General features: G+C 69.6%; 15 protein-coding genes. 2 read left to right on the plus strand and 13 right to left on the minus strand.

Annotation, left to right across the window (positions count from 1 at the left end; all coding sequences use genetic code 11):
- The coding region (locus tag IEX93_RS08270) for an aldehyde dehydrogenase family protein (protein WP_188847737.1) at positions 1-314 on the minus strand (314 nt) is incomplete at its 3' end.
- A 145-nt stretch (positions 315-459) separates the two neighbouring features.
- Here IEX93_RS08270 and IEX93_RS11820 point away from each other — a divergent pair.
- Positions 460-1,452, plus strand: a complete 993-nt coding sequence (locus IEX93_RS11820; RefSeq protein ID WP_275943684.1) for a PucR family transcriptional regulator — start codon at positions 460-462, stop codon at positions 1,450-1,452.
- A gap of 64 nt (positions 1,453-1,516) precedes the next feature.
- Here IEX93_RS11820 and IEX93_RS08280 read toward each other — a convergent pair whose 3' ends face one another.
- The 11 genes from IEX93_RS08280 to IEX93_RS08330 are packed head-to-tail and all read right to left on the minus strand — an operon-like array spanning position 1,517 to position 10,432.
- Positions 1,517-2,221 carry an ABC transporter ATP-binding protein gene (locus IEX93_RS08280; RefSeq protein WP_188847738.1) on the minus strand — a complete coding sequence of 235 codons (705 nt, stop codon included), beginning with the start codon at positions 2,219-2,221 and terminating at the stop codon, positions 1,517-1,519.
- Complete coding sequence (locus IEX93_RS08285; protein ID WP_188847739.1) at positions 2,218-2,943, minus strand: ABC transporter ATP-binding protein; 726 nt, start codon at positions 2,941-2,943, stop codon at positions 2,218-2,220. Before IEX93_RS08285 ends, IEX93_RS08280 begins: the two co-directional genes overlap by 4 nt.
- The gene (locus tag IEX93_RS08290) at positions 2,936-3,835 is read right to left on the minus strand and encodes a branched-chain amino acid ABC transporter permease (protein WP_188847740.1); all 900 of its coding nucleotides are present in this window, start codon (positions 3,833-3,835) and stop codon (positions 2,936-2,938) included. The genes IEX93_RS08285 and IEX93_RS08290 overlap by 8 nt, the downstream gene beginning before the upstream one ends.
- Entirely contained in the window at positions 3,832-4,689 is an 858-nt protein-coding gene (locus tag IEX93_RS08295; RefSeq protein ID WP_188847741.1) for a branched-chain amino acid ABC transporter permease, read from the minus strand. Before IEX93_RS08295 ends, IEX93_RS08290 begins: the two co-directional genes overlap by 4 nt.
- Before the next feature lie 24 nt (positions 4,690-4,713).
- A complete protein-coding gene (locus IEX93_RS08300; protein ID WP_188847742.1) occupies positions 4,714-5,886 on the minus strand; it encodes an ABC transporter substrate-binding protein in 1,173 nt (390 codons plus the stop codon).
- Between the two features lie 6 nt (positions 5,887-5,892).
- Positions 5,893-6,078 (minus strand): hypothetical protein, encoded by a 186-nt coding sequence (locus tag IEX93_RS08305; protein ID WP_188847743.1) that lies wholly within the window; start codon positions 6,076-6,078, stop codon positions 5,893-5,895.
- Positions 6,066-6,473 (minus strand): MaoC family dehydratase, encoded by a 408-nt coding sequence (locus tag IEX93_RS08310; protein WP_188847744.1) that lies wholly within the window; start codon positions 6,471-6,473, stop codon positions 6,066-6,068. The genes IEX93_RS08305 and IEX93_RS08310 overlap by 13 nt, the downstream gene beginning before the upstream one ends.
- A complete protein-coding gene (locus IEX93_RS08315; RefSeq protein WP_188847745.1) occupies positions 6,470-7,201 on the minus strand; it encodes an alpha/beta fold hydrolase in 732 nt (243 codons plus the stop codon). The genes IEX93_RS08310 and IEX93_RS08315 overlap by 4 nt, the downstream gene beginning before the upstream one ends.
- Positions 7,194-7,967, minus strand: a complete 774-nt coding sequence (locus IEX93_RS08320; protein ID WP_188847746.1) for an alpha/beta fold hydrolase — start codon at positions 7,965-7,967, stop codon at positions 7,194-7,196. Before IEX93_RS08320 ends, IEX93_RS08315 begins: the two co-directional genes overlap by 8 nt.
- A complete protein-coding gene (locus IEX93_RS08325; protein ID WP_188847747.1) occupies positions 7,954-9,432 on the minus strand; it encodes a class I adenylate-forming enzyme family protein in 1,479 nt (492 codons plus the stop codon). Before IEX93_RS08325 ends, IEX93_RS08320 begins: the two co-directional genes overlap by 14 nt.
- Complete coding sequence (locus tag IEX93_RS08330) at positions 9,425-10,432, minus strand: 3-oxoacyl-ACP synthase (RefSeq protein WP_188847748.1); 1,008 nt, start codon at positions 10,430-10,432, stop codon at positions 9,425-9,427. The genes IEX93_RS08325 and IEX93_RS08330 overlap by 8 nt, the downstream gene beginning before the upstream one ends.
- Positions 10,433-10,500: 68 nt before the next feature.
- Here IEX93_RS08330 and IEX93_RS08335 point away from each other — a divergent pair, with 68 nt between their 5' ends.
- Positions 10,501-13,095 (plus strand): MalT transcriptional regulator family protein, encoded by a 2,595-nt coding sequence (locus tag IEX93_RS08335; protein ID WP_188847749.1) that lies wholly within the window; start codon positions 10,501-10,503, stop codon positions 13,093-13,095.
- A 136-nt stretch (positions 13,096-13,231) separates the two neighbouring features.
- Here IEX93_RS08335 and IEX93_RS08340 read toward each other — a convergent pair whose 3' ends face one another.
- Positions 13,232-15,010 (minus strand): glycogen debranching N-terminal domain-containing protein, encoded by a 1,779-nt coding sequence (locus tag IEX93_RS08340; protein ID WP_188847750.1) that lies wholly within the window; start codon positions 15,008-15,010, stop codon positions 13,232-13,234.
- Positions 15,011-15,012 lie beyond the last annotated feature (2 nt).

A 15,012-nucleotide genomic window follows, 5' to 3' on the forward strand; every position in this document is an offset into this window, starting at 1 on the left:
ACATCGATCCCCCGCCTTACCTCCCCCCGGGCCTCCTCCAGGGTCTTCCCGTGGTGGAGGGTGACGAGGCGGGCCAGGTCCTCAAAGTGCTTCTCCAGAAGCTCCTTGAAGCGGAACATAAGGCGGACCCGCTCGGTGAGGGGGGTCTCTTTCCAGGAGGCGAAGGCCTCCTCGGCGGCCCAGACCGCCCGGTCCACCTCCTCCTCCCCCGAGAGGGGGACCTCCTCCAGCACCTCCCCCGTGGCCGGGTTGTACACGGGAAGGGTGGGACGGGAAACCTCCTGCCAACGACCGCCCACCAGGTTCTTGAGCATGGAACCCTCCCTTACCTTTTGGCTCGGCCCGCATTATGGCCGACCTCGGGGACAAACGTCATCATGACCGGGCCTAAGCCTAGACGGGGTCTTTTTGTGCTTGAGCCCAAGGGGGCCCCTGGTATACTGGGAAGAGCCGGAAGCTATGGGTGTGCTTCGCTCCACCCTGCGCGCCTGGGCCGAGGCCATGGCCTGGCATTACGCCCGGGAGATTCCCGATTACGCCCGGCTGGACAGGGCCCTCCTCCAGCGGGACGTGGCCGTGGTCTCCTACGAGTACCTCCTGGCCCTCGAGGGGGAAGCGGAAGCGCGGGTGGAGAACGTGGCCCTGGCCGTGGGGCAGCGGCGGCAACGCCAGGGGATTTCCCTTCCCGCCCTCCTACGGGCCTACCGCCTGTGGGCCAAGGATGCCCTAGAGGCCCTCCGCTCCGAGGCCCCGGGCCACCTGGCGGAACTCGCCCCGAAGGTGGCAGAGATCCTGGACCGGGTGAGCGAGGCCTCGGCCCGGGGGTACCAGCTGGCCCTGGAGGGGGTCCTGCCCCAAGGCCCCCTTACGGGGTTGGCGGTGGGGCTAAAGCACGCCCAGACCATCGCCCTGGCCCCGCGGTACCTGGGCCTTCCCCCCGAGCGGATGGCCTACCACCAGGCGCCCTTCGGCCCCCTCCTCTTTTTGGCCGCTCCCTTGGCGGAGGTGGAGGAGGGGCTTAAGGCCCTGGCCCGCGGGTGCGCCGCCTGCCTTTGGGTGGCGGAGGGGGCGAACCTTCTGGAACTCCAAGGGGACCTGGAGGAGGCCCTGGCCCTTGGCCACGGTCTAGACCTGCCCCCGGGGGTTTACCCGGTCCGCCTCCTTTGGCCTTTGGCCATGGCTTTGGAGTCCCCCAAAGGAAGGGACCGGCTTCTCCGCCTCCTCGCTCCCTTAGGACCTCACCCCGAGCTCCTCGGCACCCTGGAGGCCTACCTCCAGGCCCGGCTTTCCCTCAAGGGGGCCGCCCGCCGCCTGGGCCTTCATCCCAACACCGTGCTCTACCGGCTCCACCGGGTGGAGGAACTCACCGGCCTCAGGCTTCAGCGGGTGGAGGACCTGTGCTTGGCCAGCATGGCCCTCCAGGTGCGCCGGCTTATGGGTGGGCCTCGGTGAGCCCCTCCTCGGCTTGCCGGAAGGCCCGGCCTTTTTTCGGGCAGCCAAAGCCACGGTGAGGTACTTAAAGGCTCAGGTAGGCTTCCCGCACCCTAGGGTCGGCGGAAAGGCGCTGGGGAGAGCCTTCCAGGACGATCCGGCCCTGCTCCATCACGTAGGCCCGGTCCGCCACCTCCAGGGAGAGGGCCACGTTCTGCTCCACGAGGAGCACCCCCACCCCCCCGCGGGCCACCTCCTTCAGGGCCAGGAGCACCTCCTCGGCGAGCCGGGGGGAGAGGCCCAAGGAGGGCTCGTCCACGAGGAGGATCTGGGGAAAGCCCATGAGGGCCCGGCCGATGGCGAGCATCTGCTGCTCGCCCCCCGAAAGGGTTCCCGCAAGCTGCCTGCGCCGCTCCGCGAGGCGGGGGAAGAGGGCGTAAACCCGCTCGTAGCCCTCCTTCTCCCGCCTGGGGGCGAGGAAGGCGGCCCCAAGCCTTAGGTTCTCCTCCACCGTCATGAGGGGGAAAAGCTGCCGCCCCTCGGGGACGTGCCCTAGGGCCAGGCGCGCCCTCCTTGCGGGGGAAAGCCCCTTTAGGTCCCGCCCGTTTAGGAGGACGGCTCCCTGCCAGGGGCGGAGGAGGCCGGAGACGGCCCGAAGGAGCGTGGTCTTGCCCGCCCCGTTAGCCCCCAGGAGGGCCACGAGCTCGCCTTCCTTCACTTCCAGGCTCACCCCGAAGAGGACCTGGGCCTTCCCGTAGCCGGTCGCTAGGTCCTTGACCTCAAGCCTCATGCCCGCCTCCCCAGGTAGGCTTCCCGTACCCGCTCGTCCCGGGCCACCTCCTCGTAGCGGCCCTCGGCGATCTTCTCCCCGTGGTCCAGGACCACCACCCGGTCGGCCAGGGCCCTGACCACGGGCATGAGGTGCTCAATGAAGAGAATGGAGACCCCGCTATCCCGGATCCTCCGGATAAGCCCCACCGCCTCCTGGGCCTCCTTGGGCCGGAGGCCCGCCATCACCTCGTCCAGGAGGAGGACCTTGGGCCTCGTGGCCAGGGCGCGGGCGAGCTCCAGGCGCTTGTCCTCGAGGAGGGTGAGCTCCGAGGCCAAAGCCTCGGCCCTCGCCGTAAGCCCCGTGAGCTCAAGGACCTCCTCCACCCAGGCCTCCGCCTCCCGCCTCGAGGCCTTGGGCTTCCCGAAAAGGGCCCCCACCAGGAGGTTTTCCCGCACCGTGAGCTCGGGAAGGGGCTGGACGATCTGGAAGGCCCGCCCCAGGCCCCGGTGGGTCCGGGCCTCGGGGGGAAGGGGGGTTACGTCCTCCCCCAGGAGGACCACCCGTCCCTCGTCGGGCCTTAGGAGGCCGGTGATCACGTTGAGGAGGGTGCTTTTCCCCGCCCCGTTGGGGCCGATCACCGCCAGGATCTCCCCCTCCTCCAAATGGAGGCTCACCCTCCTCAGGGCCTGAAGCCCCAGGAAGCGCCGGCTCACCCCTTGGACCTCCAGGACCCTAGCCACGGCGCCCTCCCAAAAGGCCGAGGAGGCCCTTGGGCAGGAAGAGGATGGCGAGGACGAGGATCCCCCCGTAGACCACCAGATACCCCTCCTGGATCCAAAGCCTTAGGGCCTGCTCGAGGCTCACCAGCAAAACCCCGCCCAAAAGGGGGCCCAGTGTGGAGTAAAGCCCGCCGAAGATGGGGATAACCAAGGCCTCCACCGCCCGGGCCAGGCTAAAGGCATCGTAAGGGTTGAGGAAAAGGGTCTTCATGCCGTAAACCCCACCGGCAAGCCCCGCCGTGAGGCTTCCCAAAAAGAGGGAGAGGAGTTTGACCCGCACCACCCGCACCCCCAAAACCCGGGCCACGGCCTCCGACTGCCGGGTGGCCGCCTGGGCGAGCCCAAAGGCCCCCCGCTCGGCCCAAAGGCTTAAGGCCACTGCCAGGAGGAGCACCCCAAGGCCCAGGAAGTAGGGGGCCAGAGGCCAGGCCCCGCCCAAGGCCGGGGGCACCGGAAGGCCGATGGGTCCCCCGGCGAAGGGGAGCTTCAGGGCCAGGGTGCGCAAGACCTCGCTGAAGGCCAGGCTGGCGATGGCGAAGTAGAGGCCGTGAAGCCTTAAGGCCACCGCCCCGAGGAGGAGGGCGCTAAGCCCCGCGAGAAGGGCCCCCAGGAGGAGGGCCGGGAGGGTGCCCAGCTCGGGGGCCAAAAGCCCCACCCCGTAGGCACCCAGACCGAAAAAGGCCCCGTGGGCCAAGGAGAGCTGCCCGGTCCGGGCCACCAGGTCCCAGGAGAGGGCCAAGGCGGCGAGGACTTGGACGAAAAACCCCACGTCCAAGACGAAGGCCCGCCAGTCCCCCAGGGGGAGGAAGGGAAGGAGGGCGAAGAGGAGGAGAAGGCCGAGGACCGCCCTCATAGCGCCCTCCGGGAGCGGCCCACCAGGGCCAGGAAGAGCACCAGGAAGAAGACCGCCTCCACCCATCCTCCACCCCCGGGCACGTAGGTGCTCACCAGGGCCTCGGCCAGGGCCAGGACCAAGGCAGCGGGGAAGACCCCCTTGAGGTTCCCCAAGCCCGCCAGGGCCACGATGGCAAAGGACTTTAGGGTGAAGAGGAACCCCACCGTGGGGCTGGCGTAGAGCATGACCGAAAGCATCACCCCGGCCGCCCCGGCCAAAGCGGCGGCCAAACCGAAGGCCAGGAGGTAGACCCCCTCCGCCTCTATGCCCAAAAGCCCGGGGGCCAGGCGGTTTTGCGCCACGGCCCGCATGGCGAGGCCCAGCCGGCTCCGGGTGAAGAAGGCCTGAAGAAGGAGCAAAAGCCCCGCGGAAAGCAGAAAAGCCCCAAAGGGGACGGCTCCCAGGAAGAAGGGCCCCAGGGTAAGGGTGGCGGCCTGGTAAGGCGGGGCCACCACCCGGGTGTCCGCCCCGAAGAGGAGGAGGGCCAGGTTTTGCAAGATCACGGAAAGCCCGAAGGTGAGGAGCATCTGGTTGAGCTCCGGGGCCTTTAGGACGGGGCGGATGAGGCCGTAGTAGGTGAGCCCCCCCACGGCAAAGGCCGCCGCAAAGGCCAGGCCTAGGGAGAGGAGGGGGTCTAGGCCCCAGAGGGCGAAGAGAAGGTAGGAGAGGTAGGCCCCCAGCATGAGGAACTCGCCGTGGGCGAAGTTGACGATGCCCACCACCCCCAGGGAGAGGGCGAGGCCTGTGGCCACCAGGGCGTAGACCCCCGCCATGAGGAGGCCGTTTAGAAGGGTTTGGAGGAAGAGCTCCACGGTCTTCTCCCTAGGCCTTGGCCCTCACCGCAGGTAGTACTCCCCGGGGTAGCGGAAGGGCACCGTGGCCTTCTCCTTGGGAAAGACGGGCCGCCGGGTGCCCTGAATGTACTGGAACTGGAACCAGACCTCCGGCCCGAAGCCCTGGTACCGGGTCTTCCCGGTGTCCGAGGGCTTGAAGGAGAGGGGCCCGAAGGGGGTGTCCATCCTTAGGCCCGCCAGGGCCTCGGCGATCCGCTCCTTTTGGGCGCTTCCCGCCCGTTCCACCGCCTGGGCCAGGCTCTTCACGATGACGTAGCCCATGGGGGCCATGTACTCCTCCGTCACCTCACCGTACTTCTTGCGGTAGGCCTCCACGAAGCGCCGGGAAGCGGTGTTGGAGACGGTGGGCAGCCAGGCGGTCATCCCCGCCACGTCCTGGGAAAGGGGGTTCTTCTCAAAGCCGATGGGCCAGGAGGGCGGAGCCCCGTAGATGAGCTTGGGCCTCAAGCCCACCTGTCGGGCCTGGGCGGCGATGGGGAGGGCATCCACATCGTAGCCGATCCAGTAGAGGATGTCGGGGGCAAAGGCCTTGAAGCGGGTGAGAACGGGGGTGAACTGGCCGCTTCCCGTTTTGAAGGGCTCCGCCTGGACCTGGTACCCCAGGTTTTTAAGCTGCTCCTGGTAGACCTTGATCCCGGCCGAGCCAAAGGGTCCGTCCTCGTAGAGGATCGCCACCTTTTTGGCCCCGTGCGCCTGGGCCAGGTAGCGGAAGAACTGGAGGGCGGCGGCCACGTTGTGGTAGTCCCAGGGGTGGTAGTGGAAGAAGAGGGGGTAGCCCTCAAAGGCCTGCTCCACCACGGAGCTCGCCGCCCCGATGGCCAGGAAGAGGGGCTGGTATTGCTTCACGGTTCCGGAAAGGGCGAAGGTCACGCCGCTCGCCAGCCCGCCGATGACGACGTTCACCCGGTCCACGGTGAGGAGCTTGGTGAGGGCGGGCACCGCCTTGGCGGGGTCGGTGCCGTCGTCGGCCACCACCAGCTCCAGCCTGACCTTGCCCTGGGCGTTGACCTCATCGGCGGCCAGCTGGATGCCGTTTAAGGCCGCCTTCCCCGAGACCGAGGAGGGGCCGGAAAGGGGGAGAAGGACCCCCACCTTGACCTGGGTCTGGGCCCAGGCCATGCCCAAAAGCCCGATCAAAAGCCATACCTTCCGCATCTCCCTTCACCTCCTTAAGGCCGCAAGCCACCTTTCGGCGATCCTGCGGCTGGCCTCTGGCCCCTGGGGGTCGGTGTAGCTTCCCAAAGGGTTCCCCCCGGGCCAGCGGTGCCCTATTCCTTGGACGAGCCAGAACTCGGCCAGGACGCTCTGGGCGTTCCTAGCCCGATGTAGGCCGCTCAGCCTTCCCATAGCACCACCGCCTCGCCTTCTACCACCCTTTCGCCCCGCTGGTTCTCGCAGAAGGTCTCCAGGGTGAGGACGTACCCGCCCTTTTCCCGCTCCCGCACCGCCTTGACGACGGCGGTGGCGGTGATGGTGTCCCCCAGGTAGGTGGGCTTCAAAAAGCGCAGGGTCTGAGAAAGGTAGACCGCCCCCACCCCGGGGAGCCGGGTGCCGATCACCGTGGAGATGAGGCCGGCCACCAGGAGCCCGTGGGCGATCCTCCCCCCGAAGCGGCTCTGCTTGGCGTAGGCCTCGTCCACGTGGAGGGGGTTGGTGTCCCCCACGGCGCCCACGAAGAGGGCCACGTGGGCCTCGGAGAGGGTCTGGGTGTAGCTGGCCCTGTCCCCCACCTGGAACCTCATCCCGCCACCTCCTTGAGGAAGCCTTCCAGGATCTCCTTGAGGAGCCCCGGGTTCTCCAGGTTGAGGGAGTGCCCCACCCCCTCCAGGACCCGAAGCCTCCCCCGGGGGAAGAAGGCCGCCGTGGCCGCGGCCATCTCCTGAGGGATCAGGGGGTCCAAGGCCCCGTGGACCACGAGGACGGGGCCCACGAAGGGCTTGGCGAGCCGCCAGGCGGCGAGGGCCCGGGCGTTTCCCTGGAAGTGGGCGGGGTGCATCCGCTGGCCGCAGGCCACCAGCTCGGGAAACCAAGGGGGCCTCCGGGTTGGGGCCATGGCGGCCAGGGCCTGGGCCAGGGCTTCCCGGTTTTCCCGGTAGCTTTCCAGGATGGGGTAGTAGGCCTCGGGGGTGGCCAGGCCCGTGGGCGGGGCGCTGTTGAGGAGGAGAAGCCCCAGGGTCTTTTCCGTGGCCGCCTCCATGGCCACCGCCCCCCCTAGGGAGTGCCCCACCAGGACGCCCCTTTCCGCTCCCTGCTCCTGCAGGAAGGCCCTAAGGGCCTCGGCGTAGGCGGGGATGGAGGGGGTGAAGCCCTCGAGGGCCGGGCTTTCCCCAAAGCCCGGGAGGTCCGGGGCGAGGAGGCGGGCCCCTTTCGGGGGGTCTTGCAGGAGTTCCCGCCACCATTCCTTGCAGGCGAAGTTGCCGTGGACCAGGACCACTGGGGTTCCGCTTCCCGCTTCCAGATACCTAAGCATACACCTCCTCCAAAAAGGCGCGGACGGCCTGGGCGAAGGCTTTAGGTGCCTCCACGGGGGCGGCGTGCCCCGCGGGGAGGTCCCCTAGCCTCGCCCCAAGGGTTTCGGCCAGCGCCTCGGCGTAAGGCCTGGGGAAGAGGAGGTCCTCCTCCCCGTAGAGGACCAGGGCGGGAAGGGAGAGCCCCTTCAGGCGGGGCCGGAGGTCCTCCAGGGCCAGGAAGCCCAAAAGGAGCCTCTCCTGGGCCTCCGCCCCAGGGGCTTGGGCGAGGAGGGGGGCAAGCCCCGCCTCCTCGAGGAGCTCAGGGTGGGCTTGGAGGAAGGTTTGGCCGTAGACCCAGGGCAGGGCCACCCGGAGCCGCAGGGCGCTTCCCCCGGCCCTAAGGGCGAGAAGCCAGCTTTCCACCTTGGCCCTTAGGGCCGCGTCCAGGTAAGGGGTGGTGCAGCAGAGCACCAAGGCGGTGAAGCGCTCCGGGGCCAGGAGGGCCAGTTCCATGGCCACCACGCCCCCGTTGGAAAGCCCTACGAGGGCCGCCCTTTCCCAGCCCAGCTGGTCCAAAAGCCCGAGGAGGTCTTCGGCGTGGACCCTGGGGGTGTAGACCCCTTGGGGGGCTTCGCTTTCCCCCTGGCCCCGCATATCGTAGCGGAGGAGGGAGAAGCCCTTAAGGTGGGGCACCACCGGGTCCCAGCTTTCCAGGCGCTGGAAGATCCCGTTCAGAAGGACCACAGGGGGGCCTTCCCCCTCCAGTTGGTACCTAAGCCTGGCCATACCGCTCCTTCCAAAGCCGCTTTAGGGCTTCCTTATGCACCTTGCCCGGGCCGCTTTTGGGGAGTTCCTCCAGGAAAATCAGGTGCTTGGGCACCTTGTACCCGGCGAGCCTTTCCCTGAGGAAGGCCTTAAGTTCCTCCTCCCCTAGGGGGGTCCGGAGGGCGAGGAAGGCTGCCCCCACCTCCCCCCACCGGGGGTCCGGGACCCCCACCACCGCCGCCTCCTTCACCGCCGGGTGGTCGTAGAGGACCCGTTCCACCTCCACCGGGTAGACGTTCTCCCCCCCGGAGATGAACATCTCCTTTCTCCGCCCCACGATGTAGTACCGCCCCTCCGCATCCCGGTAGGCCAGGTCCCCGGTCCTAAGCCAAAGCCGCTCCCCGTCCCAGACGAAGACCTTCTCGTTCTCTTCCGGGCGGCGGAAGTAGCCCTTCATCACCACGTTCCCCGAGAGCCAAAGCTCCCCGGCCTCGCCCACGCCCGCTTCCTTCCCGTCCTCCCGCACCAGCCGGGCCCAGAGGTGGGGCATGGGCCGGCCCACGCTTTCCGGGTAGGCCTCGGCCTCCTCCAGCTCAAAGGCGAAGCAGTTCACGCCGCACTCCGTGAGGCCGTACCCCTGCTTGAAGCGCACCCCCCGCTTCCGGAAGGCCTCCCGCACGGGGGCGGGGCAGGGGGCGCCGCCGGAGATGGCGAAGCGCACGAAGGAGAAATCGGCTTCCGGGAAGCCCGGGGTTTCCGCAAGCATCTGGAACATGGTGGGCACCAGGAAAAGGACCGTGGGCCGGTGCGCCTTCACCAGTTCCAGGTACTCCTCGGGGCGGAAGCGCTCCTCCACCACCACCTGCCCCCCCAGGTAGAGGAGGGGGGTGGCCAGGGCGTTGAGGGCGGCGTGGAACATGGGGGTGGCGAGGATGTACCGGTCCTCCCGGGTAAGCCCCCAGGCGAAGGCGGTCTCCAGGGCGTTCACCAAAAGCTGGCGGTAGGGGAGGAGGGCCCCCTTGGGTAGCCCCGTGGTCCCTCCGGTAAAGAGGAGGAGGGCGGGGTCCTCGAGGCCCACCGCCAGGGCCTCTTCCGCCTCCTCGGCCTCCAAGAGGGCCTCCAGGGGGAGGGCCTTGGGGTCCAGGGCCTGGGCCACCTCCTGGAACCCCTCCCCGAAGAAGAGCACCTTGGGCTCGGTGTAGGCGTGGAGGGCCTTGAGCTCGGAAAGGCTTAGGCGGTGGTTGAAGGGGGTGAGGATGTGGCCGAGGAGGGGCCCGGCAAAGAGGAGGTCCAAGTAGGCGGGGTGGTTCCAGGCGAGGAGGCCCACCCGGTCCCCCGTGGCGACCCCGAGGGCCCTTAAGCTCCCCGCCGCCTTCCTGGCCCTGCGGTAGAGCTCCCCGTAGGTGAGCCAGGCGCCGCGGAACCAGAGGGCGGGCCTGTCGGGGTGGTAGGCGGCGAGGCGGCCAAGCCAGTTGGGGTTAAGCATCAAGCCCTCCTTCCAGGCGGAGCACCGCAGCCCCGTAGAAGTACCCCACCCCCGCCGCCGCCAGGGCCACGAGGCTCCCCTCCTTGAGAAGCCCCTTCTCCCAGGCGAGCCGCAGGGAGAGGAGGGGGTCCAGCTGTCCCAGGTGGCCGAAGCGCTCCAGGTAGATGGACCGCCCCTCGGAAAGGCCGAGCCCCGCGAGCACCGCCCGGTGGGCGGAGCGCTTCATGTGAAGGAGGGCGAGGTAGTCCAGGTCGGCCTCCGTGTACCCTGCCTCCTCCAGGGCCTCCCGGATTACTCCGAGGAAGCTGGGAATGGAGGTGGCGTCCAGCCTCCGCTTCATCCCCTCGGGATCCTCCACCCTTAGGCGGTACTGGGAGAGGTTTTCCGGAGTGAGGGGAGCCCGGGTCCCCCCCACGGGGACCTTGACCGAAAGGGCCAGCCCGGGGTCCATGCGGTGGGCGAGGCCCAAGAGCTTAAGCCCCGGCCCTTCCCGGGTAAGGACCGCTGCGGCCCCTCCTGCGGCCAGATCGTAGAGGAAGCGGGTATGGGGGTCTTGGTAGTCCACGAGGTCGCCGTTGCGGTAGCCCCCCGCCACCAGGACTGCCCCCACCTCCTTGCGGGTGGCGAAGAGGCCCCGGGCCACCTCCAGGGCCCCTATGAGGGAGGCGCACTTCTGGTTTAGATCCAGCCCCTTGGCCCGGGAGGCCCCCACCTTTAGGGCAAGGTAGGGGGCAGTGGCCCAGACGGGGTAGTCCTTGTACTCCTCCACGATGGAGACCACCCAGTCCACCGCCTCCCCGGGTAGCCCCGCCTTCGCCAGGGCCTCCTTCGCGGCCCAGGCGGCCATCTCCGCCGGGTGGTCTTCGGGGCCGGGGGTGGGCTTTTCCAGGAGGCCGAGCTTTTCCCGCACCACCTCCGGCGGCAGACCCGAACGCCGGGCAATCTCATCCGCGTCCATGCGCCCTTTGGGCAGGTAGACCCCAAGGCTTCTCAGGTACATCCACCCTCAAGGTAGGGGAAGGGCGTTACACGAACGTTACAGGGTGGGAAGGCCCCATAATGGGGGGGATGCCCTACCCCGTTCCCCCCTCGAGGCTCCTTCCCCCCCGCACCGCCAGGGAGGTGCGAAGGGTCCGCCCCTTGCGCCTCTTGGAAGAGGCCTTCCGCAAAAGCCCCGGGGTGGCCCTGGCCGCGGGGGCGGGGTACGGGAAGACGAGCCTGGCGGCGGAGGTGGAGGGGGTCTACCTGTCCCTGGACGAGGAGGCCAAGGACCCGGTGGTCTTCCTCTGGCACCTCGTGGCCGCCTACCGGGGCCGGGCGGAGCTTGCCGCCGTGGGGGCTTTGCTGGAGGCGGGGGCCTGGCCCAAGGCCCTGGAAACCCTCCTCCAGGCCCTGGAGGCCTTGGGCCCCCATTACCTGGTCCTGGACGAGGCCCACCGGGCGGAAAGCCCCGGGGTCCTTAGGGCCCTCCAGGGGCTTTTGCGCCTTCCCGGGCTTAGGCTTTTGGTCCTCTCCCGGAAGGCGGCCCCCTTCGCTTTCCTCACGGTCCTTTCCGAGCAGGAGCTCGCCTTTGACCCCGAGGAGGCCTGCCAGCTGGCCAAGGCCCTGGCCCCGGAGCTTCCCGCCTTTGAGGTGGAAAGGGCCTTAAGCCTCGTGCGGGGCTGGCCCTTGGGGCTAAGGCTCGTGCTCCTTTCCATGCGGAGGGGCCTTAGGCCCGAGCTCGCCCTGGAGAGCGCCCAAGGGCTTACCGCCTACCTGGCCCAAACCCTGCCCAAGGAGGTCCTGGAGGAGGCCAGCCGCTTGGCCCTTTGGGGAGAGGTGCCGGAGGCGCAAGGGGCCTTCCTTCTCCCCTTCGCCGAGGACCTCCTCCTGGAAAGGCGGGAGGGGCGGCTTTGCTTCCATCCCCTGGTGCGGAGCGCCCTCAAGGCCCTCCTCTCCGAGGCCGAGGCCCGCGCCCTCCTGGCCCGGGCGGCGGAGGAGGCCTTGGGGCGGGGGAAAGGGGTGCGGGCGGCGGAGTTCCTCCTGGAGGCGGGCAGGCTGGGCCACGCCGCCGACCTCCTCCTGAAGGAGGGGGAGGCTTGGCTCCAAAAGGGCCTCACCTACACCGCCCTTAGGCTCCTCGCCCGCCTGCCTGAGGAGGTGCGCCGGGGGCGGAAGGGGCTTTTCCTCCTGGAGGCCGAGGCCCTGCGCCAGGCGGGCCGCTACCCGGAGGCGGAGGCCGCCTACCGCCGGGCCCTGGAGGCAGGGGAGGAGCGGGCTTATCTGGGCCTGGTGCGGCTTTTTTTGGATACCGTGGAGCCCGCCCGGGCGAGGCCCTATTTGGAGGAGGCCCTAAGGCGCTTTCCCGAGGAGGCCCGGGGCCTCCTTGCGGAAAACCTTCTGAACGAGGGCCGGACGGAGGAGGCCTTGGCCTTGGGGTTCTTTGGCCCCCGGCTCCTCCTGCGCCAGGGCCGGCCCCAGGAGGCTTTGGCCCTCCTGCGGGAGGCCCAGGACCCGGGGCTCTATCGGCCGCCCCAGAACCACCGGGAGGGAAGCCTCCTTAGGGCCCTTCTAGAGTGCGTGGCGGGGGATGCCGAGGAGGGGTTGCGCTGGGCCGAGCGGGGAAGGTGGGAGGCGGAGGTCCTGGGAAGCCCCTTCGGGGTGAGCCTGGCGGAGGCCCGGCGGGGGCATGCCCTTTTGGCCCTGGGCCGCCTGGAGGAGGCGGAGGCTGCCTATCGGTCGGCCCTCGCCCTGAGCGAAGGGGGGCCCGCCCGGCTGAGGGTGGAGGCCCTGGGGGGGCTTGCCGCCTTGGGGGACGAGGGGGCTTACCGGGAGATGGTCCGGCTATCCCGGGCCTCGGGGGACCTTTGGGTGGAGGGGTTCCTCACCCTGGTGGTGGCCCTGGCCTGGCTGCGCCGGGGGGTGGACTTTCCCCTCCCGCCTCTCCTCGTCCCCGACCCCTTCCTTAAGGCCCTGGCCCAGGCCTACCCCTTCCGGGACGGGTGGGAGGCCCTTTTGGAGCGCTACCCCTTCTTGGCGGGCAAGACCCTCTTCGTCCCGCCCCTTTCCCGGGTGCGCCGGGCCCTTTGGCGGCTGGACCGGCTTCCCGTGGCCTACCACCCGGGGGTCCGGGTGGAGATCCGCGCCCTGGGAGGGTTTGAGGTCCGGGTGGACGGGAGGCCGGTGCGCTTCCGGAGGGAGAAGGCAAGGCTCCTCCTCGCCCTCCTCACCCTCCGCTCCTGGGCCAAGGAGGACCTCCTGGAGGCCTTGGGGGGTTCCCCGGGGGAGTTCCGGGTCCTTTGGTGGGAGGTGGTGAACGCCCTGGAGCCGGGGCGCCCCAAGGGGGTCCCGCCCTACTTCCTCCGGACCCGGCCCTACGGCCTGAACCTCGAGGCCCCGGAGCTCTACTTGGACCTCCGGGATCCCGAGGCCCCGCCCGCCTGCCCCTACCAGGGCCTGGACCACCCCCTTTTGGACGAGGAGGCCCGGGCCTACCTCGAGGCGCGAAAGCGCCGCCTTCTCCAAAGCCCCCGGCCCAAGGACTGGCTCGCCGCCCTCCGGCTGGACCCCTTGGACGAGGAGGCTTGGGGGAGGCTCAAGGGGACCCCTTGGGCCGGCGAAGGGGCGGGGCTTCGGGAGCGGGCCTTGCGGGAGCTTGGGCTGGGGGAGAAGGGGTTTTCCTAAACCCCGTGAATTCTCTGCCCAAAGGGCCCGCGCCCTCCCCTTCTGCCGGAAAGGGGCGAGGGCAGCAGAGGCGCCCTCGGCCGGGGGGTTTGGGAGAGGCCTACCCCAGCCTTCTTTCGGGGCTCGAGGCTTAGGGCTACCACGCCCGCACGCCCTTCCGGAGGGCGTAGAGGTAGACGAGGGCCGCCGCGTCCCAGGCCTGGGGGCGGCAGGCCACGGGGTAGGGCACGGGGGGAAGGCCTTCCTCCCGGGGAAAGCCCCCCACGAGCTCGGGGAGGCGGAGGTCTGGCTGGGAGAGGGCGAGTTCCAGGAGGGCCTGGGCCACCCGCTCCCCTTCCTCGCGCAGGCCGTAGCGGAAGAGGCCCCCCGCGAAGAGGGCGTTGTCGTGGGGCCAGACGGAGCCGTTGTGGTAGGAGAGGGGGTTGTAGCGGGCCTCCCGGGCTCCCAGGGTGCGGACCCCCCAGCCCGACCAAAGCTCCTCGGAGAGGAGGGTGCGGGCCAGGTCCTGGGCCCGCTCTTCGGGCACCGCCCCCGCCCAGAGGAGGTGCCCGGCGTCCGAGGCCTTCACCCTAAGGGGCTCCTTGTTGCGGTCCAGGGCCAGGGCATAGGTCCTGAGCTCCTCCAGCCAGAAGCGCTCCTGGATGAGGGCGAAAAGGGCCTGCGCCCGCCTTTCCTCTTCTTGCGCCTTCCCCTCTTCCCCGAGGGCCCGGTAGAACTCCCGGGCGGCCAGGTGGGCGGCGTAGGCGTACCCCTGGACCTCGCTCACCGCAAGGGGGGGTTCGGCCAGGCGGCCGTCCTTGTGGCTCATGGAGTCGTGGGAGTCCTTCCAGGACTGCACGCTAAGCCCCCCGCCCGAGGGGGCGAACTCCAAGAGGCCGTCCCCGTCCAGATCGGCGGCCTCCATCCAGGCCAGAGCGGCCTCCCAGTGGGGCCTGAGCTCCCGCACCAAGGCGAGGTCCCCGGTGAGGTCCAGGTAGCGCCCGAGGAGGACCAGGAAGAGGGGGGTGGCGTCCACCGTGCCGTAGTAGCGGGCGAAGGGCACCTTGCCCAGGCGGGAGAGTTCCCCCAGGCGCACCTCGTGGAGGATCTTCCCGGGCTCCTCTTCCCGGAAGGGGTCCCGGGTCCGCCCTTGCCTTCGGGCCAGGTAGCGGAGCACCCCCCGGGCAACCTCCTTGCCCCAGGGGAGGAGCATGAAGGCGGTGAGGAGGCTGTCCCGGCCGAAGGGGGCCACGAACCAGGGGATGCCGGCCACGGGGACCGGGCCCTCGGAGGTGGCGAGGAGGAGGGCCCTGAGGTCCAGAAGGGCCTGGCGCAAGGGCTTTGCCCAGGGGCCTTCCCCCAAGGGGAAGGCCTCCAGGAAGGCCTCGTAGCTCGGAAGGGTCCCCAAGGCCCCCAGGGGGCTTTCCAGAAGGACCTCAAACCCGAGGTTCCGCACCTCCCCCGGGGCGAGGCTTAGGGCAAGCCCCTCCAGGGGCCAGGAGGGAAGGACCTCTACCCGCTGCTCCACCCCGTCCGGGGCCCGGTAGGAAAGCCCCCGGTGCGCCCTGGATGGGGACCAGCCCCGGGCCTGGAAGAGGTCCTCAAAACTTCCCTCCACCTCCAGCCTAAGCCGGACCTCCAGGGGCTTGCGGCCCAGGTTGTGGAGGGAAAGCGCCTCCCGCACCCGGCCCCGCTCCACCCGGAGGTTCCGGCGGAGGTAGAGCTCCCCGTCCGGCCCCTGGAAGCGGGCCCAGTCTTGGACCAGGCGGTCGGGCCTGGGGGTGCAGCTTTCCAGAAGGGCAAGCCCCTCGGGGAGGAGGAGGCGGTAGCGGGCGAGGAAACGGGTGTCGTGGCGGTAGAAGCCCTCCGCCCCTTCCTCGGCGAAGCCCCGTGGGTTCAGGACCAGGTAGGTGTCGTCTTCCTTGAGGGGGATCACGG

Source organism: Thermus composti, from assembly GCF_014647535.1.
Taxonomy (GTDB): Bacteria; Deinococcota; Deinococci; order Deinococcales; family Thermaceae; genus Thermus; species Thermus composti.

What these genes read in the sequence shown, in the direction of transcription:
- IEX93_RS11820 (WP_275943684.1), top strand. Translation starts at nt 460, where the DNA reads ATGGGTGTGCTTCGCTCCACCCTGCGCGCCTGGGCCGAGGCCATGGCC.
- IEX93_RS08280 (WP_188847738.1), bottom strand. Translation starts at nt 2,221, where the DNA reads ATGAGGCTTGAGGTCAAGGACCTAGCGACCGGCTACGGGAAGGCCCAG.
- IEX93_RS08290 (WP_188847740.1), bottom strand. Translation starts at nt 3,835, where the DNA reads ATGAGGGCGGTCCTCGGCCTTCTCCTCCTCTTCGCCCTCCTTCCCTTC.
- IEX93_RS08300 (WP_188847742.1), bottom strand. Translation starts at nt 5,886, where the DNA reads ATGCGGAAGGTATGGCTTTTGATCGGGCTTTTGGGCATGGCCTGGGCC.
- IEX93_RS08305 (WP_188847743.1), bottom strand. Translation starts at nt 6,078, where the DNA reads ATGGGAAGGCTGAGCGGCCTACATCGGGCTAGGAACGCCCAGAGCGTC.
- IEX93_RS08310 (WP_188847744.1), bottom strand. Translation starts at nt 6,473, where the DNA reads ATGAGGTTCCAGGTGGGGGACAGGGCCAGCTACACCCAGACCCTCTCC.
- IEX93_RS08315 (WP_188847745.1), bottom strand. Translation starts at nt 7,201, where the DNA reads ATGCTTAGGTATCTGGAAGCGGGAAGCGGAACCCCAGTGGTCCTGGTC.
- IEX93_RS08320 (WP_188847746.1), bottom strand. Translation starts at nt 7,967, where the DNA reads ATGGCCAGGCTTAGGTACCAACTGGAGGGGGAAGGCCCCCCTGTGGTC.
- IEX93_RS08325 (WP_188847747.1), bottom strand. Translation starts at nt 9,432, where the DNA reads ATGCTTAACCCCAACTGGCTTGGCCGCCTCGCCGCCTACCACCCCGAC.
- IEX93_RS08330 (WP_188847748.1), bottom strand. Translation starts at nt 10,432, where the DNA reads ATGTACCTGAGAAGCCTTGGGGTCTACCTGCCCAAAGGGCGCATGGAC.
- IEX93_RS08335 (WP_188847749.1), top strand. Translation starts at nt 10,501, where the DNA reads ATGCCCTACCCCGTTCCCCCCTCGAGGCTCCTTCCCCCCCGCACCGCC.